This is a genomic window from Peribacillus sp. RS7 (assembly GCF_041956845.1).
Lineage (GTDB): Bacteria > Bacillota > Bacilli > Bacillales > DSM-1321 > Peribacillus.
Genome location: NZ_CP168135.1, coordinates 4,971,768 through 4,995,257, shown reverse-complemented (window position 1 = coordinate 4,995,257; position 23,490 = coordinate 4,971,768). Strand labels below are relative to the sequence as shown.

23 protein-coding genes, 1 pseudogene and 1 riboswitch are annotated in these 23,490 nt (G+C 39.6%); of the genes and pseudogenes, 23 read left to right on the top strand and 1 reads right to left on the bottom strand.

The window, feature by feature from the left end:
• Positions 1 to 129 precede the first annotated feature (129 nt).
• From ACDZ29_RS24785 to ACDZ29_RS24770, 4 genes are all read left to right on the top strand, one after another.
• A complete protein-coding gene (locus ACDZ29_RS24785; RefSeq protein ID WP_375089001.1) occupies positions 130 to 1,128 on the top strand; it encodes an LLM class flavin-dependent oxidoreductase in 999 nt (332 codons plus the stop codon).
• A gap of 93 nt (positions 1,129 to 1,221) precedes the next feature.
• A complete protein-coding gene (locus ACDZ29_RS24780; protein ID WP_375089000.1) occupies positions 1,222 to 2,244 on the top strand; it encodes an LLM class flavin-dependent oxidoreductase in 1,023 nt (340 codons plus the stop codon).
• Positions 2,245 to 2,335: 91 nt separating this feature from the next.
• Entirely contained in the window at positions 2,336 to 4,084 is a 1,749-nt protein-coding gene (pabB, locus tag ACDZ29_RS24775) for an aminodeoxychorismate synthase component I (protein WP_375088999.1), read from the top strand.
• 101 nt (positions 4,085 to 4,185) lie between these two features.
• Positions 4,186 to 5,517 (top strand): D-serine ammonia-lyase, encoded by a 1,332-nt coding sequence (locus tag ACDZ29_RS24770; protein WP_375091217.1) that lies wholly within the window; start codon positions 4,186 to 4,188, stop codon positions 5,515 to 5,517.
• Between the two features lie 37 nt (positions 5,518 to 5,554).
• Here the strand turns inward: ACDZ29_RS24770 and ACDZ29_RS24765 are convergent, their stop codons facing one another.
• Positions 5,555 to 6,949 (bottom strand): PLP-dependent aminotransferase family protein, encoded by a 1,395-nt coding sequence (locus tag ACDZ29_RS24765; protein WP_375088998.1) that lies wholly within the window; start codon positions 6,947 to 6,949, stop codon positions 5,555 to 5,557.
• 133 nt (positions 6,950 to 7,082) lie between these two features.
• Here ACDZ29_RS24765 and pdxS point away from each other — a divergent pair, with 133 nt between their 5' ends.
• The 19 genes and pseudogenes from pdxS (at position 7,083) to ACDZ29_RS24670 (ending at position 23,327) form a co-directional block, all read left to right on the top strand.
• A complete protein-coding gene (gene pdxS, locus ACDZ29_RS24760) occupies positions 7,083 to 7,970 on the top strand; it encodes a pyridoxal 5'-phosphate synthase lyase subunit PdxS (protein ID WP_061463387.1) in 888 nt (295 codons plus the stop codon).
• 1 nt (position 7,971) lies between these two features.
• The gene (gene pdxT, locus ACDZ29_RS24755) at positions 7,972 to 8,571 is read left to right on the top strand and encodes a pyridoxal 5'-phosphate synthase glutaminase subunit PdxT (RefSeq protein ID WP_289316273.1); all 600 of its coding nucleotides are present in this window, start codon (positions 7,972 to 7,974) and stop codon (positions 8,569 to 8,571) included.
• Positions 8,572 to 8,739: 168 nt separating this feature from the next.
• Positions 8,740 to 9,485: pseudogene (locus ACDZ29_RS24750) on the top strand (SDR family NAD(P)-dependent oxidoreductase).
• A 173-nt stretch (positions 9,486 to 9,658) separates the two neighbouring features.
• Complete coding sequence (locus ACDZ29_RS24745; RefSeq protein ID WP_375088997.1) at positions 9,659 to 10,246, top strand: TetR/AcrR family transcriptional regulator; 588 nt, start codon at positions 9,659 to 9,661, stop codon at positions 10,244 to 10,246.
• A gap of 207 nt (positions 10,247 to 10,453) precedes the next feature.
• Positions 10,454 to 10,987, top strand: coding sequence for an NADPH-dependent FMN reductase (gene ssuE, locus ACDZ29_RS24740; RefSeq protein ID WP_289335157.1), 534 nt, complete (start codon positions 10,454 to 10,456; stop codon positions 10,985 to 10,987).
• A gap of 273 nt (positions 10,988 to 11,260) precedes the next feature.
• A riboswitch (SAM riboswitch) is annotated at positions 11,261 to 11,369 on the top strand.
• Positions 11,370 to 11,540: 171 nt separating this feature from the next.
• Complete coding sequence (locus ACDZ29_RS24735) at positions 11,541 to 11,684, top strand: YezD family protein (protein ID WP_072273036.1); 144 nt, start codon at positions 11,541 to 11,543, stop codon at positions 11,682 to 11,684.
• A gap of 185 nt (positions 11,685 to 11,869) precedes the next feature.
• Positions 11,870 to 12,574 (top strand): phosphoadenylyl-sulfate reductase, encoded by a 705-nt coding sequence (locus tag ACDZ29_RS24730; RefSeq protein WP_370017047.1) that lies wholly within the window; start codon positions 11,870 to 11,872, stop codon positions 12,572 to 12,574.
• A 52-nt stretch (positions 12,575 to 12,626) separates the two neighbouring features.
• The gene (sat, locus tag ACDZ29_RS24725; protein WP_375088996.1) at positions 12,627 to 13,775 is read left to right on the top strand and encodes a sulfate adenylyltransferase; all 1,149 of its coding nucleotides are present in this window, start codon (positions 12,627 to 12,629) and stop codon (positions 13,773 to 13,775) included.
• 43 nt (positions 13,776 to 13,818) lie between these two features.
• A complete protein-coding gene (cysC, locus tag ACDZ29_RS24720) occupies positions 13,819 to 14,418 on the top strand; it encodes an adenylyl-sulfate kinase (RefSeq protein WP_289316278.1) in 600 nt (199 codons plus the stop codon).
• Positions 14,419 to 14,434: 16 nt separating this feature from the next.
• Entirely contained in the window at positions 14,435 to 16,060 is a 1,626-nt protein-coding gene (locus ACDZ29_RS24715) for a nitrite/sulfite reductase (protein ID WP_375088995.1), read from the top strand.
• Between the two features lie 20 nt (positions 16,061 to 16,080).
• The gene (locus tag ACDZ29_RS24710; protein ID WP_289325203.1) at positions 16,081 to 16,296 is read left to right on the top strand and encodes a DUF3906 family protein; all 216 of its coding nucleotides are present in this window, start codon (positions 16,081 to 16,083) and stop codon (positions 16,294 to 16,296) included.
• A 19-nt stretch (positions 16,297 to 16,315) separates the two neighbouring features.
• Positions 16,316 to 17,092 carry a uroporphyrinogen-III C-methyltransferase gene (gene cobA, locus ACDZ29_RS24705; RefSeq protein ID WP_289325202.1) on the top strand — a complete coding sequence of 259 codons (777 nt, stop codon included), beginning with the start codon at positions 16,316 to 16,318 and terminating at the stop codon, positions 17,090 to 17,092.
• Positions 17,093 to 17,854, top strand: a complete 762-nt coding sequence (locus ACDZ29_RS24700; protein WP_375088994.1) for a sirohydrochlorin chelatase — start codon at positions 17,093 to 17,095, stop codon at positions 17,852 to 17,854.
• Complete coding sequence (locus tag ACDZ29_RS24695) at positions 17,835 to 18,467, top strand: NAD(P)-binding protein (protein WP_289325200.1); 633 nt, start codon at positions 17,835 to 17,837, stop codon at positions 18,465 to 18,467. The genes ACDZ29_RS24700 and ACDZ29_RS24695 overlap by 20 nt, the downstream gene beginning before the upstream one ends.
• A gap of 153 nt (positions 18,468 to 18,620) precedes the next feature.
• Positions 18,621 to 19,520 carry a sulfite exporter TauE/SafE family protein gene (locus ACDZ29_RS24690; protein ID WP_375088993.1) on the top strand — a complete coding sequence of 300 codons (900 nt, stop codon included), beginning with the start codon at positions 18,621 to 18,623 and terminating at the stop codon, positions 19,518 to 19,520.
• Positions 19,521 to 20,386: 866 nt separating this feature from the next.
• Positions 20,387 to 20,905 carry a mismatch-specific DNA-glycosylase gene (locus tag ACDZ29_RS24685; RefSeq protein ID WP_289325198.1) on the top strand — a complete coding sequence of 173 codons (519 nt, stop codon included), beginning with the start codon at positions 20,387 to 20,389 and terminating at the stop codon, positions 20,903 to 20,905.
• Between the two features lie 25 nt (positions 20,906 to 20,930).
• Positions 20,931 to 21,677, top strand: a complete 747-nt coding sequence (locus ACDZ29_RS24680) for an AzlC family ABC transporter permease (RefSeq protein WP_375091216.1) — start codon at positions 20,931 to 20,933, stop codon at positions 21,675 to 21,677.
• A complete protein-coding gene (locus ACDZ29_RS24675; RefSeq protein WP_289316286.1) occupies positions 21,668 to 21,994 on the top strand; it encodes an AzlD domain-containing protein in 327 nt (108 codons plus the stop codon). The genes ACDZ29_RS24680 and ACDZ29_RS24675 overlap by 10 nt, the downstream gene beginning before the upstream one ends.
• 319 nt (positions 21,995 to 22,313) lie before the next feature.
• Complete coding sequence (locus tag ACDZ29_RS24670; protein ID WP_289325196.1) at positions 22,314 to 23,327, top strand: glycoside hydrolase family 15 protein; 1,014 nt, start codon at positions 22,314 to 22,316, stop codon at positions 23,325 to 23,327.
• The last annotated feature ends 163 nt before the right edge of the window (positions 23,328 to 23,490 follow it).

The window sequence follows — 23,490 nt, the reverse complement described above, 5'->3', positions numbered from 1 at the left end:
ATCTGGATTCAACTCCTTATAATTTCCGCTAAAGACTGCAAACTACAATAACATAGCAAGCTTTTCATGCGACTTTCTAATAGTTATGATTTACTATTAAGTTACGAAAGACAAGAAGGGAGGGATAAAATGAAACTGGGTATATTAGATCAATCCCCAATTGCATCCGGACAATCTGCACAAGAAGCATTACAGGCCTCACTGCAACTTGCTCAAGAAGGCGATAGGCTAGGTTATAGCAGAATCTGGTTTACTGAACATCATGATCTGCCGGGATTGGCCTGTTCCGTTCCAGAGGTGTTGATAAGCTATATTGCTGCGCAAACCAAAAATATCCGAATTGGATCTGGGGCAGTGCTGCTTCCGCATTATAAGCCATATCGGATAGCGGAGACTTATAATATGCTTGCGACCCTTTTTCCAGGCAGGATTGATATGGGACTGGGACGTGCTCCTGGTGGATCTGCGGAAGCTACGATGGCCTTATCCGATAATTTTCTTCAGAATGTTTACAAAATGCCTGAACTTGTTAAGGAACTGTTGAATTTTCTTAGAGATGAATTTCCGAAAGAACATCCCTATTCAAATGTTTCTGCTGCTCCTATCCCAAAGGTATCGCCTGAACCATGGATATTGGGAACAAGCGGGAAAAGCGCAAAACTTGCCGCTGAGAATGGTACTGCATACGCATTTGGTGAATTTATGAGTGAAAATGATGGAGTGCAGAGTTTTCAGCAATACCGTGATAACTTCCTATCGAAAGGGTTACTTAAAGCTCCTAAAACAATCGTTACGGTTGCTGCCATATGTGCGGAAACCGAGGAACTTGCAAAAGAAATCGCTCTTAGCAACACCCTATGGAAAATTCAAAGTGGACAAGGGGAAAGAAGGCAGGTTCCAAGCATAGAAGAGGTAAGGAATCATGTTTGGACTGAAAAAGAAAAAGCACTGATGGAAACCATGCATGAAAAACTGATTTTTGGTACACCTTCACAAGTGAAGTATCGTCTTTTGGAGATTCAAGAGAAATATCTAGCAGATGAAATCATGCTGATAACCATCACCCATAAGTTGGAGGATAGGCTTAATTCGTTTCGTTTGATTGCCAGGGAAATTCTTAACAGTTAATCCCTTCGAGCATTTTGTGTGCATTTTGTGTGCATTTTCTATATGATGGCTTTGCGTCCAATTTATCATAATTGAAAGAAAGAAGATGAAGATATGAATGCTGATCAACATGCAAAAAAACTTAGCGACATTTCTTTTTCCGTTCTGGACCTAGCTTCTATTGTTGAGGGTGGTACAGTTTCGGGAGCTTTTAAAAATACAATAGATTTAGCAAAGCATGTGGAGCAATGGAATTATAACCGTTTCTGGGTTGCAGAACACCATAGCATGCCAGGGATCGCAAGCTCTGCAACGTCAGTGCTTATAGGCTATGTGGCAGGAAAGACGGAAAGAATTCGTGTGGGTTCTGGTGGCATAATGCTGCCGAATCATGCACCACTTGTTATCGCAGAACAATTTGGAACATTGGAAGCAATGTATCCTGGTAGAATAGATTTGGGACTTGGGCGAGCTCCGGGAAGCGACCAATATACGGCCATGGCTCTCCGGGGTGATGTACGTAATAACGGTCAGGATTTTCCTGAACAATTAGCACAGCTCCGCAGCTATTTGGATGCGGATTCTAAACATAATCGTGTTCGTGCCATCCCTGGAGAAGGACAGGACATTCCGATTTGGCTGCTTGGTTCAAGTGGCTTCAGTGCAGCATTATCAGCTCAGCTGGGATTGCCATTTTCATTTGCAAGCCATTTTTCCCCTGAAAATACCCAACCAGCTTTAGCTCGTTACCGCAATAATTTCCAACCATCAGACGTTCTCGATAAACCTTATGTCATGGTTGGTGTCAATGTTTTTGCAGCAGATTCTTCGGAAGAAGCACAAAGGATTGCTACATCTTATCAACAGCAATTCTTGAATTTGATCCGTAATACACCAGGACAACTTGCTCCTCCAGTTGATACGATGGAAGGCATTTGGACAGAATATGAAAAGGCCATTGTCATGAAACAACTGAATGCCTCCATTATAGGAAATCCGGAAGAAGTAAAAGAGCAGTTGCAGACCTTTTTAGATGAAACCCAGGCGGATGAAATGATTATAAACTCTGCCATTTATGATCAGAATGCACGCCTTCGTTCTTATGAAATCATTGCAGAAGTGACTGGAATGAAATAAGTGTCATTGAATGAGCTTGCAGATCACGTATCTGCAAGCTTTTTTAAAAATACATAACGATTGACTTTATAAACAAAGTTAGGAGAAAAGAATGAAACGAGAAGATCCTTTATCCTTAATATTTCACTTCACAGATAAACAAGGTGACAGCAGGCCACTCTATTTTACGAACCCGAAAAAAGTGTTCACCGCCCATTCCATTGGGGATGTCCTTCCTCAATTTCAAAAAGTCCAGGAAGCGATCGAACAGGGGCATTACGCAGCGGGATATGTTTCCTATGAAGCTGCACCTGCTTTTGAAAAATCTTTTAAAGTAAAAGATGGAGCCAAAATGCCATTATTATGGTTCGGAATTTTTGATAAACCGGAAGAACAATTACCTGGAAAAATGACAGGGACCTTTAATTTGGCTGAATGGCAATCAGAAACGGATTCAAATACCTATCATTCCGGGTTTCAAAGAATAAAATCAGAAATTGAGAAAGGCAATACGTACCAAGTGAATTATACGATGCGTTTGCAATCCAAGTTCGAAGGAGATGACTTCGCTTTCTTTGATCGCTTGAAGAGAGCTCAACGCTCGAACTATAGTGCATATTTGAATGTGGGGACACATCGAATCCTCTCTGCTTCACCTGAGTTGTTTTTCCGTTGGGAAGATGGTCAGCTGATTACTCGACCAATGAAAGGAACGGTAAAGCGGGGAACGACACTGAAAATGGATCAACTCAATGCAGACTGGTTAGCAGCCTCGGAAAAGAATCAAGCTGAAAACTACATGATTGTGGACCTACTCAGAAATGATTTGGGAATGATTGCAGAACCAGGAAGTGTCAAGGTTCCACAACTTAAGGCAATTGAAAAATATCCGACCGTTTGGCAAATGACATCGACGATAACAGCCGATACGAAACCCGGAACAACAATCATTGATATATTCAAGGCCCTTTTTCCATGTGGATCGATAACAGGGGCACCTAAAATAAAAACGATGGAAATCATCACCGATATCGAAAATTCCCCACGTGAAGTTTATTGCGGTGCAATCGGGTTTATCACTCCTGATTCTGAAGCCGTTTTTAATGTGCCGATTCGTACGGTCGTGATCGAAAAGGAAACAGGTAAAGCCGAGTATGGGGTAGGCGGGGGAATCACTTGGGATTCCGAGTTAACGGAAGAATATGACGAAGCCTTTTTAAAGGCCAAATTATTGACAGTCGAAAGTCCTGCATACAAACTATTGGAATCGATGAAGCTCAACGATGGAGAATATTATTTGTTGAATGATCATATCGATCGGATGAAACAATCCGCTGATTACTTTAATTATCGGTTCTCTGAATTGAAACTTAGAGATCAACTCCAAAAGTATGCGGATTTGAATAAAGGCACGTTGCAAAAGGTAAGGGTACTACTTAATGAATATGGTGAAATTGAAGTCTCCGGACAAGCAATTAAGCTCCTTGATTCAGAATTAACAGCTATCTTGGCTGAAACTCCAATATCAAGCGGAAATCCCTTTCTTTTTCATAAGACGACTAATCGTGATGTATATGAAGGCTTTCAAATGAATAATCCTGACTTCCATGACGTTTTACTTTGGAATGAAGAAGGATACATCACGGAATTCACGAACGGAAATGTAGTGGTGAAAATAAATGGAGACCTCTTTACGCCTCCTGTGGAATCAGGACTACTTGCTGGAACTTTTCGTCAAGAGTTAATCAGGAAGAAGGAAATCAAAGAAAAGCCCATTTCAAAGGCTGACCTTAATAGCGCTGAGGAAATTTGGTTTATTAATAGTGTGCGAGGGAAATTAAAAGTGAATTTAACATTCTAAGCTGATTTCCCTGAAAAAATGATAATTGTAATCTTTATTGCAGTTTGTTGAGTTATAGTAGATGATGAATACTACATATACTGGGAGGGACTGCTGTGGAGATGCATAAAATCGCAGGTTTATCGATTATGGAGTGGAAGACGAAAGATCCAATGCTTAAAAATCTTATAAACATGGATGAAGTCTTCTGGATGAATCCAAATTACGGTGCCAAACAAGAAAACCCAATCGTCCATGCTGAACAGGTTAAAACGGCTGAGGACAGATTGGATAGATTCGCAAATTATATGATTAATGCCTTTCCGGAAACTGGACCAATGGAGGGAATCATTGAATCACCACTAGTTGAGATTCCTTCCATGCAAAAAAAAATGGAAGAATCCTATAAGACTGAAATGGCTGGGAAACTTTTGCTTAAATGTGACAGTCATTTACCTATTTCAGGATCTATCAAGGCACGCGGAGGTATTTACGAGGTGTTGAAACGTGCCGAGGAAATTGCCATGAAGCATGGTGGTTTAAGACTAGCTGATAACTATGGAATACTTGCGAGTGATGAATACAAAGAGCTTTTTTCAAAATATTCGATTGCAGTCGGTTCAACCGGCAATTTAGGAATGAGTATTGGTATAATAAGCGCTAAGCTGGGGTTTAAGGTAACAGTCCATATGTCGGCAGATGCCAAACAGTGGAAAAAGGATAAATTAACAAGTCTTGGTGTCATTGTAAAAGAATATGATGATGATTATAGTAAAGCTGTAGAAGAAGGCCGTAAGGAAGCATTACTTGATCCAAATTGCCATTTTATTGATGATGAAAATTCGGTGGATTTGCTGCTGGGATATGCGACGGCTGCAACGCGGCTGAAGAAACAACTGAAAGATATGTCCATTCCAGTTGACGAAGATCACCCTTTGTTTGTGTACTTACCGTGTGGAGTCGGCGGCGGACCAGGCGGTATCACATATGGGCTCAAGTTAGCCTTCGGAGATGATGTTCATTGTTTTTTTGCAGAACCGACACACTCACCATGCATGACGCTCGGATTGATGACAGGACTTCATGACAAAGTCTCGGTGCAGGAATTTGGAATCGATAATAAGACGGAAGCGGATGGACTTGCTGTCGGAAGACCTTCAGCATTAGTTTCCAGTATGATGACGACCATGTTAAGCGGCAGCTATACCATAGAGGATAAAAGGTTATTCGAACTGCTCCGGGAGATGGCAGAGACGGAAGGTTATTATTTAGAACCATCTGCCCTCGCAGGAGCATTCGGACCCATACAACTTTTTTCAGGTCCAGAAGGAAGGAAATATATTAGGGACCAAAAACTGCTGGATAAAATGAACAAATCCACACATATCATCTGGGCGACTGGCGGGAGCATGGTACCCAAGGATATGATGGAACAATATTTATCTAAAAGTTAAAAAAAAAGAAGTTCACGACAGTGAACTTCTTTTTTCTTTATAAACCCCATGATTTCAATAAAAGGTGAATGGCTTTTTCCAATTCAGATTCAGGAATCCCTGCAAAGCCCAATATGATTTTAGGAGGATGTTCGTCAATTTTTTCGATCGAATATGTGGATAATCCATAAATTTTAATATGGTCTTCGTTTGCCTTTTGAATAAGTGTCTGTTCATCCATGCCGTTCTTAACGATGAGGACGATATGTAATCCTGACCGCTCACCAGTGATGGTTATTTGTTGATGTGGTTTAAACAGCTCGATCACTTTATCCAACTTGCGCCGGTAAACTTTCCTCATCCGATTTAAATGCTTTTCGAAATCCCCTTCCTTCATGAACTGTGTCAACACATGTTGATCAATCCGTGAAACGGTTGAATGGTAAAAAGATAATTTCTGTTGATGCATTTGTAACAGCGAAGCGGGTAGAACCATATAACTGATCCGAATTGATGGCATCAATGATTTGGAGAATGATCCTAAGTAAATCACCTTATCACCAGCATCCATACTTTGTAAGGAAGGAATTGTTTTTCCACTATAACGAAATTCACTATCGTAATCGTCTTCGATAATATAGCGGTTTGCTGCCCCTTGAGCCCAGTTCAGCAATCGCGTCCGTCTGTTAACGGATAAGATCGTCCCATAGGGGAAGTGATGTGAGGGAGTTACATACACTACATCGATCTTTGAATCTTCAATTGGGTTTACCTTTACGCCTTCTTCATCAATTTGCAGTGGATGGACTTCATTTGGGTAGCTGCGTAAAATCCGGTGAATCAAATGATATCCAGGATCTTCAACACCATAAATGGCATTTTTATCGAAAAGAAGTACAAGCTGCTGCAATAAAATTTCCATTCCTGCACCAATGATGATTTGTTCAGGCACACATTGAACCCCACGTGCATGATACAAATAATGGGCAATTTCACATCGTAATTCATATTCCCCTCTAGAATCCCCCAGTAAAAGAAGATCTTGATGCGATTCATCAATTTTATTTTTCGTGTATTTTCTCCATTTTTCAAATGGGAAGTTTTCCGTGTCAATTTGGCTGGGATGAAAATGATACAGTAAATTCCCCTCATTATCATTAATTTGTTCCAAGGAAACTTGGTCGGTTTGCGTATACTCTAAATCCTCGAATGTTTGAATATAGTACCCTTTTCTTGGTATGACTTCAACGTATCCTTCAGCAGTTAATTGTTCATATGCTGTCTCGACAGTATTTTGACTAATCTGAAGGAACTCTGCCAATTTACGTTTGGAAGGCAGTTTTGTGCCATAAAGAAGACGGCCATCAATGATTTCTTTTTTAATATGTGAATATAATTGTTCATACAAAGGTACTTCACTAAATCGATTTAAATCACAAGTTAGCATATTCATATTGTTTCCGCCTTTTAGATAAAATTATACTGACCCCATTAAATTAATTAAAACTGACACTTTCAATACGGTCAACTATTTTTTATACTAAACACAACAAATCTAAAAAATGCAAATATTAGGGGGAAGAGAAATGGAAAAATTATTAGGAACTGACACAGTAAAAAGAGGAATGGCACAAATGCAAAAGGGTGGCGTAATTATGGACGTCATAAATGCAGAACAAGCAAAAATTGCTGAAGCATCAGGTGCTGTCGCTGTCATGGCATTGGAGAGGGTTCCTTCAGACATCCGTGCGGCTGGCGGGGTAGCAAGAATGGCAGATCCGCGAATTGTCGAGGAAGTAATGAATGCAGTATCCATCCCGGTCATGGCTAAAGCAAGGATTGGCCATATTGTTGAATCAAGGATCCTGGAATCCATGGGAGTGGATTATATCGATGAAAGTGAAGTGCTGACGCCTGCTGATGAAGAATATCATATATTAAAAAGTGATTTCACAGTTCCTTTCGTTTGTGGCTGCCGTGATTTAGGCGAAGCTTCACGCCGTATTGGAGAAGGAGCATCGATGCTTCGTACAAAAGGAGAACCAGGTACAGGTAATATCGTGGAAGCTGTGCGTCATATGAGAAAGGTACAGTCCCAAATTCGTAAAGTGAGCATCATGAGTGATGATGAATTAATGACGGAAGCAAAAAATATTGGTGCCCCTTATGAAATTTTAAGAGAAATCAAACGGACGGGTAAATTGCCTGTAGTTAACTTTGCAGCTGGCGGAATTGCCACTCCAGCAGATGCAGCACTGATGATGGAATTGGGAGCAGATGGCGTATTCGTGGGGTCCGGTATTTTTAAATCGGAGAATCCAGAAAAATTCGCATCGGCAATCGTTCAAGCGACTACATATTTCACAGATTATGAATTGATAGGCCGGTTGTCAAAAGAGTTGGGCAGTGCAATGAAAGGAATCGATATTTCCAAACTAGCTCCAGCAGAACGTATGCAGGAACGTGGATGGTAATATGATAACTATCGGTGTTTTGGGATTACAGGGTGCAGTTGAAGAACACTTGAACCAAATCAATGCTGCCGGTGAACAAGCAATACTTGTTAAAAAACCGGAACAGCTGCAAGAAATCGATGGCTTAATCATTCCAGGCGGAGAAAGCACCACGATGAGAAAGCTAATGGATCGTTATGGATTCAAGGAACCAATCAAAACTTTCTTCGAACATAAAAAACCTATTTTCGGTACTTGTGCGGGGATGGTATTGGCGGCCAACGAATTGACTGGTGATGAGAAGGCCTATCTTGAACTAATGGACATTTCCGTGAAAAGGAACGGATTTGGACGTCAACGGGATAGTTTCGAGGCTGAATTATCAATTAAAGGAATGGAAGAACCTTTTAAGGCCGTTTTCATCCGAGCTCCATTTGCGGATGGAATTGGAGAAGATGTAGAGATATTGGCTGTTTATGAAGAGAATGTTGTCGCTGCGAGACAAGAAAATGTCCTTGTCAGTGCGTTTCATCCAGAATTAACGGGGGATGATCGTTTCATGCAACTTTTCATTGAAATGGTTAAGACATCCATAAGTAAAGTCGAATTGAAAACCTGTTAAACAAATGAAGCTGTCCTTTTATTAGGACAGCTTTTCTTTCTAATGCACTAAAAGCTAAAAGGGTATGATTAAATAACATATTGCTTGAAATTACTATTTTATACTTATATAACAAATAAGTAAGTAATTACTCACTTATTTGTTATGAGCTTTGAAAGGGGTATGTATATGACAGCAAGAGTTGCAGTTATTACAGGAGGAGCAAGCGGAATTGGCCGAGCGACATGCTTGAAATTCGCAGCCAAAGGGGACAAGGTCGTTGTTGCGGATTTTAATGAAGAAATGGGACGGGAAACTTTGAACGGATAACGGCGGATGGTGGAGAGGGCATTTTTGTTAAAACGGATGTTTCCAATCATGAAGATGTTGAAGCGTTAATCAAAAAAGCGGTCGAAGCATACGGTAGGATCGATATCATGTTTAATAATGCCGGCATTGGTGCTGGAGGGATGATCCTCAATCAAGATATGGACGGGTACTTCAAAACGATTGGAGTGAACCAGCACGGAGTGGCCTTCGGCATCATGGCAGCAGGCAGGAAAATGTAGGAACTGGGTATCATGGGTGTCATTATAAATACCGCCTCTGTGTTTGGCTACTTAGCTTCCCATGGGACTTTTGCCTATCAGGCGTCCAAAGGAGCTGTTAGAATGATGACACAGACAGCAGCTTTGGAATTGGGTGCTTATGGAATACGCGTAGTAGGCATTGCACCAGGCGGTGTTGATACTCCAATCATACAAGGCTATAAAGATATGGGAATCATCGATAAATTGAATGCAAGTCAAATGCGCGGTAAATTAATTAAGCCAGAAGCCATTGCAAATGCTGTCTATTTATTATCCTTGGAAGAAGCGGATGCAATCAATGGAAGTGTAGTCATGGTCGATGATGGCTATGCATCTTTTAAATGATTATCTGAAAAAGAAAACATCGTTCAAATTAGCCGATGTTTTCTATATACGATATATGGGAATATTGATTTCTAATAGATCGAAGGTAATATTGACCGATTGGTACCATCGGGATATCATGTAAAATAGATTGGTGAAACCAGTCTTATCTTTATAAAAGAAGGTTGATATTTTTGAAAAAAGGGCAGCAAACCAAAGAACGAATCATAAATGTAGCCCGGACTCTTTTTGCGACAAAAGGGTTTGACATGACAAGAACGAATGAAATTGCCTCTGCATGCAATGTTTCCGAAGCTACTATTTACAAATACTTTGAAAGCAAAAAAGATTTGCTTCTGGCTACAATTACTCCTAATGAAAAAGAGGAGGCTGAAGATGGGACAAACCATCTGTCAACTGATGATCTTGTGGAAAATCACGTTTGCACCATGATAAAAAACGTTCTTGAAAATAAAGAACAGTTTTCGATATTATTTCGGGAAACACAATTCGATCAAGATATTTCAAAGCAATATGTTGATCAAATTTTCAAGCCGAATGTCAAGCATATTGAAATACAGAAGAGAATAGATAGCGGAGAGATACAATATATTTCTGATATTATCCTTTTTAATGTGGGGATCATTTCTTTCACATTGGCATTATCTACACATTATGAGATTCATCAACAGAAAAAGGAACCATATTTTACTTCTGAACGAATTAAGAGCATTGCACAACTTTTGGTATATGGTATTCATGGAAAACAAAATCATACATAATGAAACGGTCAAATTAAAAGGCTGAGCATCAAGCCGCAAATATGACCGTGTTTTTTTGAATGGTAAGCAATCATTACTTGTGAAATTAATAAACCGGAGTGTAAGATTTGACTTATATTTTTCAGACTATTACGATAACTGCATGCTGCAACAAATTCATTACGAGGATTTTTATTCTAAAACCATGTAATATGGGAGGGGATTTATATGAGCGATATCGTAATTTTATCAGGAAGTCCAGCGATTCCATCAAGAACGGACATTTCACTAAAACATATTCAATCATTAGTCGAAAACCAAGGATTTACCACAGCTTATTACTCAATTACGGATTTCTCAGCAGATGATTTATTCCAAGGGAAATATAATAGCGAAGATATCTTAAAGCTTTCGGAGAAAATACAAGCAGCCAGAGGAATCATCATTGGTTCACCGGTATATAAGGCTTCTTATACAGGGGTATTAAAAGCCTTGATTGATTTGCTGCCAGAAGGAGCTTTTAAGGGGAAGCCAGTGCTGCCCATTATGATTGGCGGAAGTAACAGGCATTTATTGGCGATTGATTATGCGCTTAAACCATTAATTTCAATATTAAAAGGCGAGCCGTTGCAGGGCATATATTTTGTGGATAAGGAAATAGATAAACAGAATTCAGAAAACCCGATCAATGACTTGAATTTAGTTGATCGCGTTCAGAGTCAGGTTCAAGAATTTATAGAAGCGATTCAGTTAAGAAATTAATAAGTAATCGACTTCAATAAAAGGAATGGAATTCAAGTAATTACTTTTTCAATGAATGACAGGCATCAATAATAGCTTAATAATGAAAATAGACTCATTTTTTGGAGACTTTATCTAAAAAGACGAGTCTATTTTCATATTTAAATGAACATAAAATCATGAATGGAATAGTGTGTATAAAAATAACAGTTCCTCCATAATATTAAACCAAGTTATTTTATAAGAAAACTCCATTGACAAGGATTAAATATATGTTAATATTTAAAATAATAAAACTTATCCAGAGCGACGGAGGGAATTGGCCCTTTGAAGTCCAGCAACCTGCATGATGGATGCAAGGTGCTACCTCCAACAAAATGTTGATCATTTTGGAAGATAAGGTAAAGAATATTTACCTTGAAATCTTTCCATCATGGAAAGATTTTTATTTTTCGCAAAATTCTTTGGGAAACCATAACAATTTAAGGTTGTTTGGAATTATATAAATTTAATAAATTCATTTAATCAGCGGTGAAATAATATATTCGCGGATTTTCTTAAAGGAGGAACAGGTTTGGATAAAGAGAATCAGCTTGAAGAAATATTTGAACGACTTCAAGAAATGCTTAATTCAATGAAGTATGGATCGATTACACTTATTGTCCAAGATGGTAAAATCATTCAAATGGAAAGAAATGAAAAACTAAGAATTAAATAAGGTATCTGCTGACTAGAAAAACTAGAGGCGGGTTTAACTGATATAAAGAGAGTATTGGTTAGATTCGTCTCTTTTTCCTAGGGTCATTTAAACTGGGGAAGATTATAACGGGCATTGATCAAAAGTAACTCTAACCAGCGACATACAGCAAGTTCTTAGAGGGGGCTACAAAGTTGGCTGCATTAATAAACTATGAAAATTTCAACACCGGGGATTTACCTGTATTTCCTGAAGATAGTGAGACAAAAGGTGCTTTGGAAGTACTGCAATGGGCGAATGACCATTATGGAAACAAACTGATATATGCGTGTAGTTTCGGTATAGAAGGCATCGTGCTTACGGATTTATTGGCGAAGGTCAATCCCTCGGCAAAAATAGTTTTCCTTGATACAGATGTTCATTTTGAGGAAACTTACCAATTGATCGATCAAGTGAAAAAGCGATATCCAAATCTTTCAATCGAAATGAAGAAACCAGCATTGACGCTTGAAGAACAGGCAGCGGAACATGGGGATGAATTATGGCTTAGCGATTCCAATAAGTGCTGTAACATCCGTAAAATCACTCCGCTTACAGATGTGCTTTCAACGGCAACAGCCTGGCTTTCGGGACTACGGAGGGAGCAATCTGAAACAAGGGCTCTGACAGAGTATATCAATAAGGATAATAAGTTCAAGTCAGTAAAAATATGTCCACTCATACATTGGACATGGAAAGATGTTTGGCGTTATGCCCACAAAAATGGACTTCCATATAATATCCTGCATGATAATGGATATCCAAGCATTGGTTGTAAAACATGTACGGCACCTGCCTTCAATGCAGATGATTTACGCTCAGGCCGTTGGCAAGGAGCCCAAAAAACGGAATGCGGATTGCATTTATCTTAAATAAATAGAAATTATAGGCTTAAATAAATAGAAACCATAGGGGGAAATTAGCATGACAATCAGTTTACCGCACGGAGGAACACTAATCGATCTTTGGGAACCAAAATATGATTTTAGTAAAATAACAAAGTCAATTGAAATTGACGAAATAGCTTTAAGTGATCTTGAATTGATAGGCACTGGTGCCTACAGCCCGATCAAAGGTTTCTTTACTAAAAGTGACTATGAGACAGTTGTCAAGGATATGAGGCTTAGCAGCGGCCATGTATGGAGCATCCCGATTACGCTGCCTTTGAACGTTGAAGTTGCAGAAACTCTTACTATAGGTGAAGAGGTAAAGCTGACTCATGAAGGTGAAACATACGGAGTTCTCTCCGTTTCCGATATTTTCACTCCCGATAAACAATTGGAAGCGACATTAGTATATCAAACGGATGATGAGAAGCATCCTGGTGTTAAAAATTTATATAACCGCGGGGATGTATATGTCGGCGGAGAAATAAAGTTAGTCAAGAGAATAGAGCGTCCGCTATTTCAAGCAAATTATCTGGACCCAGTTGAGACAAGGAAAGCTTTTGCTGAAAAAGGCTGGGAAACGGTTGTCGGATTCCAAACGAGGAACCCTGTTCACCGTGCACACGAATATATTCAAAAGACAGCATTGGAGATTGTCGACGGCTTATTTTTAAATCCTCTTGTAGGTGCCACTAAATCCGATGACATTCCGGCAGATGTCCGAATGGAAAGCTATAAAGTGTTGCTTGAAAAATATTATCCCAAGGATCGCGTCTCACTTGCAGTTTTCCCTGCTGCCATGCGTTATGCAGGACCAAGAGAAGCGATTTTCCATGCGATGGTCCGTAAAAATTATGGTTGCACCCATTTTATCGTCGGACGTGATCATGCGGGTGTGGGTGATTATTATGGCACATATGATGCTCAAAAAATCTTTGGGAATTTTAACGCAGATGAGTTAGGGATCACGCTATTATTCTTTGAACATAGTTTTTACTGTAAAGAATGTGGCAATATGGCTTCCGCTAAAACTTGTCCGCATGGCAAGGAAGACCATGTCATCCTGTCTGGAACGAAGGTAAGGGAAATGTTGCGTAATGGAGAAATTCCTCCAGCTACCTTTAGCCGTAAAGAAGTCATCGAGGTGTTGATCGAAGGTCTTAAAAAGAATGAAGTTTATAACTGATAGGACATAAATTGAAGGATCACATGAAGAGGGGGATTATTAAATGAGTAAAAGTACGAATGTCACTTGGCATGAAACGTCATTGACCAAGGAGCTCCGCCGGAAGCAGAACGGGCATGAAAGCACAGTTCTATGGTTTACAGGACTCTCGGGTTCAGGAAAATCAACGATTGCGAATGCGGTCGCTAAAGAGTTATATAATCGGAATATTCGAAGTTATGTTTTGGATGGTGATAATATCCGCCACGGTTTAAATAAAGATTTAGGTTTTTCTGAAGAGGATCGGACCGAGAATATTAGGCGAATCGGTGAGGTTTCCAAGTTATTCGTGGATAGTGGGCAGTTCGTATTGACCGCCTTCATATCACCTTTCAGGGCAGATCGGCAGATTGTACGTGATTTACTCGATGAAGGGGAGTTTATTGAAGTATACATAAAGTGTCCGATCGAAGAGTGCGAAGTGCGTGACCCAAAAGGTCTTTATGACAAGGCGCGTAAAGGAATCATTAAAGATTTTACCGGAATCGACTCTCCATACGAAGAACCTGAACAACCGGAAATCATTTTAGAATCCGACCAATACAGCATTGAAGAGTGCGTTGAACAGGTAATCGCCTATTTGACAGCAAAGAAAGCGATCTAATCAAGGAGGAAAAGTAATGGTTTACGAGAAATTTTGGTCGGAAAATCCACTAATCGCTAAAAATAAAACGGAAATCTGGAAATTGGAAAAAGACGGATTGAAGATATTCGATGATATTCCACATTACGCTGCAAATGGTTTTGATTCCATCCCTAAAGAGAATTGGGATATGTTCAAGTGGGCAGGTCTATACCTGCAACGGCCAAAAGAAGCAGGTTACTGGATGATGCGTGTCGTTATTCCCGGAGGTATCCTGACTTATGATCAACAGATAACTCTAGCTAACATCGCTAAAGATTACGGGAGGGATGTATATGACATTACAACCCGTCAAGCCATTCAATTCCACTGGTTGACCATCGAACAAGTCCCGGATATCTTAAACCGTTTGGAAAAGGTTGGAATGACTACGGCCGGTGCTTGTGGTGATATCACACGTAATATCATCGGTAATGCATTGGCAGGCGTCGATTCTGACGAACTTTTTGATACTCGCGAGGTACTTTATGATGTATTTGAGTATTTCCGCCTTAACGAAGACTATTCGAACCTTCCTAGGAAATATAAAATGTCCATAAGTGCTAATATCCATAATGCTTCAAATGCTGAAATCAACTGTGTTTCATTCAATCCGGCTACTAAAGTAATTGATGGAGTAACGGAAGTTGGTTTTCACGTAAAAGTAGGCGGTGGGCTATCCTCCGTTCCGATGCTGGCAGAAGAACTTGACTTATTCATTTTACCTGAAAAAACAGTCGAAGTAGCGGCCGCCATCACGAGGATATTCCGTGACTTTGGGTACCGTGAAAAACGTCATCGCTCGCGATTGAAATTCCTTGTCGCTGATTGGGGTCCTGAACGATTCAAGGAAAAATTGCTGGAATACACAGGTCCGCTTCCTGAAAAGGGAGAAAGTGCTGTGAAGGGATGGAATGCAGGTTATTTCTACGGCATCCATAAACAAAAGCAAGATGGTCTGAACTATGTTGGGGTCAATATACCTGTTGGTCGTCTAAATCCAGACGAAGTGATCGAGTTTGCCGAACTTGCGAAAAAATATGGAAATGGTGAAATCCGCAACTGTAATTCACAAAACCTGATCATTCCAAATGTTCCGGATGAAAAACTTGAGGAATTAAAGCAGGAATCCATCTTTGAAAGATTTCCATATCAACCAAAAAAATTCATTGGTTATTCCGTTTCTTGTACAGGCATCGAGTATTGCAACCTGGCACTCGTTGAAACAAAAAACAGAATGAGGACCATTTCTGAAACACTGGACAAGGAGATAGATCTCGATGTACCTGTAAGGATGCATATGGTAGGTTGTCCTAATAATTGCGGTCAAAGAGCCATCGCCGAGATAGGGCTGCAAGGCATAAAAATGAAGAACCAGGATAAAAAGATGGTCGAGGCTTTTGAGATATACGTCGGAGGAACGTTGAATGAAGGCGGGAAGTTCAATGAAAAACTTAAAGGAAAAGTGGAAGCTGAACAGCTCTATCATGTTCTGAAAGAACTGATCCTATTTTTCAAAGAAACAAAGCTTATATCCGAAACCTTCCTTGATTTCGTGGAAAGGGTAGGAATAACAGAGTTACAAATAAAGCTAGATGATATTTTAGCGGAAGTTGCCGTTTAATAGGGGAAGGTAAGCAATCCATGAATCTATACCGTTTTGAAGTCACTATCAAGGAAGAACCGATCCATGTCATCATTGTTGCCGATTCAGATGAAAAAGCATTTGAGCTTGTTGATATCGAGCTGGAAAAGCATTATTTGAAAATGCCTGAAGTGGATGACATCTCATTATACGAAAAAAGGAAAATTAAAAATGGAGCAGGTTTCGTTTTATCGAAATTCGAAACAATTCTCTAAGGGAAGGCAGGTTGCAAAAATGGGGAAAGTATATCTAGTAGGAGCCGGTCCCGGAGATCCAGATTTAATTACATTAAAAGGATTAAAATGCATTCAAGAAGCTGATGTCATTTTATATGATCGACTTGTCAATAAAGAACTATTGAATCATGCAAAAGACGGTGTAGAGTTGATTAATTGCGGTAAACTTCCGGATTATCATTTGTTGCAGCAGGAAACCATCAATAAATTCCTTGTCAAATATGCAAAAAAGGGAAAAGTCGTCACCCGTTTGAAAGGCGGCGATCCATTCGTCTTTGGAAGAGGTGGGGAGGAAGCGGAAGCCCTTGCCAAAAGTGGCGTGAGCTTTGAAATTGTACCAGGAATTACGGCTGGTATTGCCGCTACGGCTTATGCAGGAATTCCAGTTACACATAGGGACCACGCTTCATCTTTTGCGATTGTTACCGGGCATCGGAAAAAGGATGAAGAAGATAATATCAAGTGGGAATCACTTGCAAAAGGCATCGATACATTAGCTATTTACATGGGTGTTAAAAACTTGCCATATATTCAAGGGAAACTTATGGAGCATGGAAAAAGTCCCGAGACTCCGGTAGCCCTCATTCATTGGGGGACATTAAAAACGCAAAGGACAGCTGTCAGTACATTGGCTAATATAGTGGAAACCGCCAATAACGAACAGATTTCGAACCCTTGCATGATAGTCGTGGGCGATGTCGTTAATTTGCGAGAGAAAATTAAATGGTTTGAAGCAAAACAAACTGAAAATTTGTTGGCAAATGAGGCCTTTTAAATGGAAGCCATTTTATACATATGCCATGGTAGCCGCGTTAAAGAAGCCTCAGCCCAAGCCATTGATTTTATTAAAGTTTGTATGGCGGCACAACCCAATACCATTCAGGAGTATTGCTTCTTAGAGTTGGAAACTCCTACGATAGAAGACGCCTACGAACGGTGTGTACAAAAAGGTGCGACGAGAATAATCGCCATTCCTGTTCTATTGCTAACAGCCGTACATGCAAAACATGATATTCCAGTCATATTGAACAAAATGAAAAAACGGTACCCTGCCGTAGACTTGAAATACGGTAGGCCGATTGGTGTCAGTGATAAAATGGTTGACATTTTAGTGGAACGGTTGGAGGAAACAAGTGTAAGGGTTACAGAGGATTCATTGGTTTTATTGGTTGGGAGGGGCAGTAGTGATCCCGACGTTAAAAGGGATTTAGCTCGATTGGCCGATTTGCTAAGGAACAGGTTTCCAAAAATCCGTGTGCAAGAGTGCTATTTGACAGCTGCCACACCAAGCTTTGGAGAAGCATTGGAATATGCAGAGGAATATCCATCAAACCAAGTATTTATCATTCCTTACCTATTGTTTACCGGTCTCTTAATGCAGTCCATCGAAAATAGTTTAAAAAAGATTCAAAAAACTGGAAGGCAGAAATTCATACTTTGCCGGTATCTAGGTTATCATCCAAAGATTGAACAAGCAATATCGGAACGAATTCATGAAGTGAGTGGGGAGGGAGCTTATGTATCCAATTACGCTTAATATCGAGAACAGAAAGTGTGTCATCATCGGCGGTGGTAAAATAGGTTACTTTAAAGCGGGCCCTTTATTGAAAGCTGGTGCTGAAGTGACCGTCGTAAGCCCCGAGATATGCACGGGTTTTCAACTGTTGGAGAAGGAAGGTAAGATTAAAGTTTTACTTAAAGAAGTGGAAGAAACTGATTATAAAGATGCGTTTTTAATCATTGTTGCAACCAATTCCACTGAAGTTAATGAACGAGTGTATGAGAATGCATCCCAAAGTCAGTTGGTAAACGTAATTAGTAATCATGAGCTGGGTAATTTTCATATACCAGCCACATTGAATAGAGGCATGCTATCCATAAGTGTTTCCACCAATGGAGCAAGTCCAACGCTCGCAAAAAAAATTCGCAATGACTTAAGGGAAGTATATGATGAATCATATGAAGAATATCTTGAATTCCTTTTTGAAGCAAGGATGATTATTAAAAATGGTTCATTCTCAAAAGAGGAAAAAGCTAAGTTATTGAAAGATTCAATAGAGGATATTTATAAATATTCCCTGAAAGAAAGATTTCGTTTTTTAGCTAGGCTTTTGCCAGTAGAAGCTGAAGAAAATATATCATTGGGCTGATCAGAAAAACTGAAGGCACCTAACCAACATGTCATTCCATTGGTTAGGTGCCTCTTTGTGTCTTAATGGAAACCTGAATGATCTATTTATACAGGCGAACTGTACCGTCGGATTGATGTTATCAAGGTTCTATTTTAGTGAAAGGGGAAGGTCATGAAAAAGTTAATCGTTTTAGCCTTTATCGGGTTTTTAGCCCAATTAATCGATGGTTCGCTTGGCATGGGGTATGGGGTGAGTTCAACTTCCTTATTATTGACATTCGGGATTGCCCCTGCAGTAGCATCAGCATCCGTTCATTTATCGGAAGTAGTGACCACAGCGGTGTCCGGAGCTTCACATATAAAGTTTGGGAACGTAGATAAAAATATGGTCTATCGCTTGATCATCCCAGGTTCGGTTGGAGCATTTGTAGGGGCATGTTTCCTGAGCAACCTGCCTGCCGAATTAGCTAAACCATACATTGCCATATTTTTATTTGGCCTTGGTGTTTACGTTTTATTCCGCTTTTTATTTATTTTCAAACCGTCAAAAGAAATTGAAACCGTTAAGCCATTAACCGCAAAACAATCCATTCCGTTAGGCCTTTTTGCAGGCTTTTGTGATGCAACAGGTGGAGGCGGTTGGGGCCCGATTGCAACGCCCGTTTTATTGTCAAAAAAAGGAATGACTGCTAGAAAAGCCGTAGGGACTGTAGATACGAGTGAATTTGCCATTGCTTTCTTCGGAAGTCTTGGTTTTATCCTCTCGCTTGGATGGGAAGCTGTCAATTGGCTTTGGGTGGTGGCGTTGATAATTGGTGGAGTGGTTGCCGCACCAATTGCAGCCTGGCTCGTCAGGATGCTTCCTGCTCAATTAATGGGTGTTTTAGTAGGGGGTTTTATTATCTTAATCAATGTACGAACCCTATTAGCTACATGGATTCCGATTGAAGCCCATATATATATCTATACAGCTATCGTGGTAATTTGGCTTTCAGGAATTCTTCTTACCATCAATAAGATGTCCACAGCAAGAAAACATGATCATATCGAACAACGGCAGAATGTTTCCTAAAACCGGTTAGAAAGAAGCGGATTTAATAAAAAGATAGTCTGATACCTAACATGAAAACTCGTAGGTACATAAATACCTACGAGAAAAGTCATTTGATTGATGCGATTCGCCTTAAAGTTAACACAGGTTGCGTTTAATTTTAATGGTTCCTGATTCTATTTAATAGACTCATTTAATTTCTGGATCCATAGCTTTGTTAATTACTATATCCATTAAGTATACCCTTTTTAAAATCGAGAGACTTGTGCCTCCAATAACTATATAGTTTTATTCTCCTGACAAAGGATCAAACCCCCCTATCTTAAAGAAGGCCATCCTTATCTTCATTCATACTGAGAGTTTTGAATTAATCTGGATATCAATACCCCGCTTAATCAAAAAATTATGATCGAGTGGATCGCGCACAATAAGGTATATGAATAAGCAGTCTTCTATAAGGTGGCTGTTTCTTTTGAACTCGGGTAAAAACCACGTATCCAGTCCTTTCCCGACTGGTTTGCTAAGCTAGGGTATTTTAGATTAATCAGTCATTCCATTATTCAGGAAATGAATGAAGGAAGCTGGGTTAATGGTCATTTCATTCCTGAACTACACTCATTCGAGAAAGAGAAATGAGTGTAGTTTTTTCTTGTTTTAAAGCATTTATCATTCTATGGAAAAAAGAATACTAAATTCAAGCGGAGCAATAGTTCTTCAATCTTCCATTTGTCAGGTTATCACTATATTATGGAACTATCATCCTTCATTCTAATTAAAGCGTTTTTAAGTTTTTGGACATAAGTTTGTGAAAATGGCGGAAAAGGTAGTTAAATATTTTTTGTTTTTTGTTCAATAATTATATAAGAGATTTGAAAAGGAGTTTTAAAATGGAAGGCATCTCTGATCATTTAAAGGAAAATCTGGATATATTGTTCGTCGGTTTCAATCCAAGCATTCGGTCAGGAGAGACTGGCCATCATTATGCGAATCCAAACAATCGTTTTTGGAAAATCCTATACGAGTCCGGGCTGACACCAAGGAAATATCACCCAACTGAAGACTCGTCATTGCTGGATTTAGGTTATGGTTTCACCAATATCGTTTCCAGGCCTACAAAAGGTGCTGACGAAATCACAAAAGACGAGTACATAAGGGGAAGGAAGCAATTAAAAAGGAAAATTGAAAAGTATAAACCTAAACTTGTCTGTTTTGTAGGCAAGGGTGTCTATCAGGAATATCGTCAAATTCGAAAGGTCTCTTGGGGTCTTCAGGAAGATCCTTCATCGAATCGGACCATGGAATTCGTTGCCCCTTCTTCCAGCGGTTTAGTGAGAATGCGGATAGAAGAGATCATTGAAATATATAGTGAGTTACCAATTCTGCTCGGTAAGCTGGAATCTAATTGAAGGAACTTATTTAAACAAGGGTGGAATTCATATGAGTCAGGATCATGCTGAATGGAAAAGCGATGGCATTTCCGAAGTCATTGATGGGGAAGGCTTTTGGCAAGGAGTAAAGGATTGTATTCCTACATTATTAGGGTACCTAAGTATCGGTTTTGCTGCAGGGGTCGTCGAAAAAACGTCAGGATTAAGTATGATGGAAGTGGCACTAATGTCGCTTTTACTCTATGCTGGGTCTGGACAATTCATAGCGGCAGGGATGATAGCTGCAAGTCATCCAGTATCGGCCATTATTTTTACGATTTTTTTTGTTAACAGTCGCCATTTATTACTTAGTGCGGCATTGGCTCCATATTTCAGACATCAAAGTTTTAAACAAAACCTGATAACCGGGGCCTTGTTAACTGATGAAACGTTTGGAGTGGCCGTCACAACAGCACAGAAAAAGAAACAACTCGATTTTAAATGGATGCTTGGTCTGAATCTTGCAGCCTATTTTAATTGGTTCATTGCAAATATGGCCGGCGGTTTCTTTGGACAATGGATTCCAAATCCCGAAAAATATGGGATGGACTTCGCTCTGCCAGCGATGTTCATCGGCCTTTTAGTTTTGCAAATAGTAAGTAAAAAGGACTTTTTTATAGATCTTGCAGTCGCTTTTAGCAGCATATTAATCGTTGTTGCAGTAAGTTTCTTATTTCCTGGCAGTACTGGAGTAATAGTTGCAACGATTGTAGCTTCAACAATAGGGATGGTGATTGGCAGATGGAAATAAGCGGATATATCCTTATAGTAATCTTAGGGACTTCGATTGTAACTTTCATACCTAGAGTCGTACCCTTGATGCTGCTTAGTAAAATGCAGATTCCTGAGTGGGGCATCGACTGGTTAAAGCATGTGCCAGTGGCCGTAATGGCGGCATTATTGGCTCAAGAACTTCTGTTATCGGAACAGGTCTTTTCAATTAGGGATAATGCATTGAATTTGGCCGCAGCTTTACCAGCTTTCCTGGTTGCCATTTTTACGAGGAGTCTATTGGGAACGGTAATGATTGGAGTGCTTTCCTTGATGATATTACGATTTTTCTTTTAATGAATACTAAACTTTTATGTGATAGGCCGATATAACCAGTAATGGATTGCCATTACTGGTTTTTTATTTCACAAGAATAACCAGCAACTTATTGAATTCGTTCATTTCCGTTAGGCAAATAACGCTTTTTAATGAACATTGAAAGCTTGATTATCAAAACCGGCAGTGATTACATAAACTAGGGTGAATGAACTTCTGAAATGTCGTTTTGGTTAACTGGAATGAAAGCGCTTCTAATAGAAAATGTATGAACCAAGGTTTAGAAAATGGGAGTCTGTCAACAATGGGAATAAGCAAATAACTATGGAGGTGTTCATTGATGAATGTAAATGGTGCCCTAGAGGTTCTTGATCGCATGCGGCTTCCAAATGGCGCATATACTGCAAGCGTTTCCGATGATTATAATTATGTCTGGATAAGGGATGTCGTTTATACAGTATTGCCTTTTATAAATGATCCATCCAATCGTTACGAGAAAGCATATCATGCTTTATTCGACTTACTTCAATCCTATGAGTGGAAGATAGATATTCATACAGAACAGAAACCACAGTTTCTTTTTGAACATATCCATGCAAGGTATTCCACTGAGCTTAAGGAACTTCCCGATGAGTGGGGGCATGCCCAAAATGATGCAATCGGTTCCTTCTTATGGGGTGTCGGTGAAGGATTCAGGCATGGGAAAAAGGTGATAAGAAATCAACGTGATTTACAAATCGTTCAAAAGTTGGTCAATTACTTGGAATGCCTGCAATATTGGCAGTCGGAAGATAACGGGATGTGGGAAGAAAATATCGAAATTCACGCTTCAAGCATCGGTGCATGTATTGCTGGTTTGAATTCAGTCAAGATGCTGGTCAACGTTAAGGAGGAACTGATTAAAAAGGGAGAAGAAACCCTCCGTTTCCTGCTTCCAAGGGAAAGTTATACAAAAGAGACGGATTTAGCCCTTTTATCCTTAATTTATCCTTATCGACTGGTAGATCGTGAAATAGCCCTTAAAATATTGAAAAATGTCACAGAGCGCCTTGAACGAACAAAAGGCTGTATACGATATGAAAGGGACCTTTATTATAATGACGGTCAAGAAGCGGAATGGTGTTTCGGGCTTCCGTGGTTGGGTCTATGCTATCTTGAACTTGGCATGATGAACAAAGTAATGGAATATATAAATAAAACGAAAATGATCATTCCGGAAAATTGGGAAGTACCTGAGCTATATATAGGAGGCAGTGATATTCCAAATAGGAATACTCCACTGGCATGGTCCGTCTCTTTATCCTATTTATTCTTAACGAAAACTGACATGGTTCGAACTGAACAAGCAACATGAAGCATTCATACAAGAAACCATAAAGCTCTTTCCATAAAATGGAGGGGGCTTTTAGTGGTATAATAATATTTTTACATTAAATGGTTATTTTTTCAAAAAAAATGTTTTAATTTGCAAAAAAACGGGCATTTATTACAATAACTTCACCTCCATTTGAAGGATT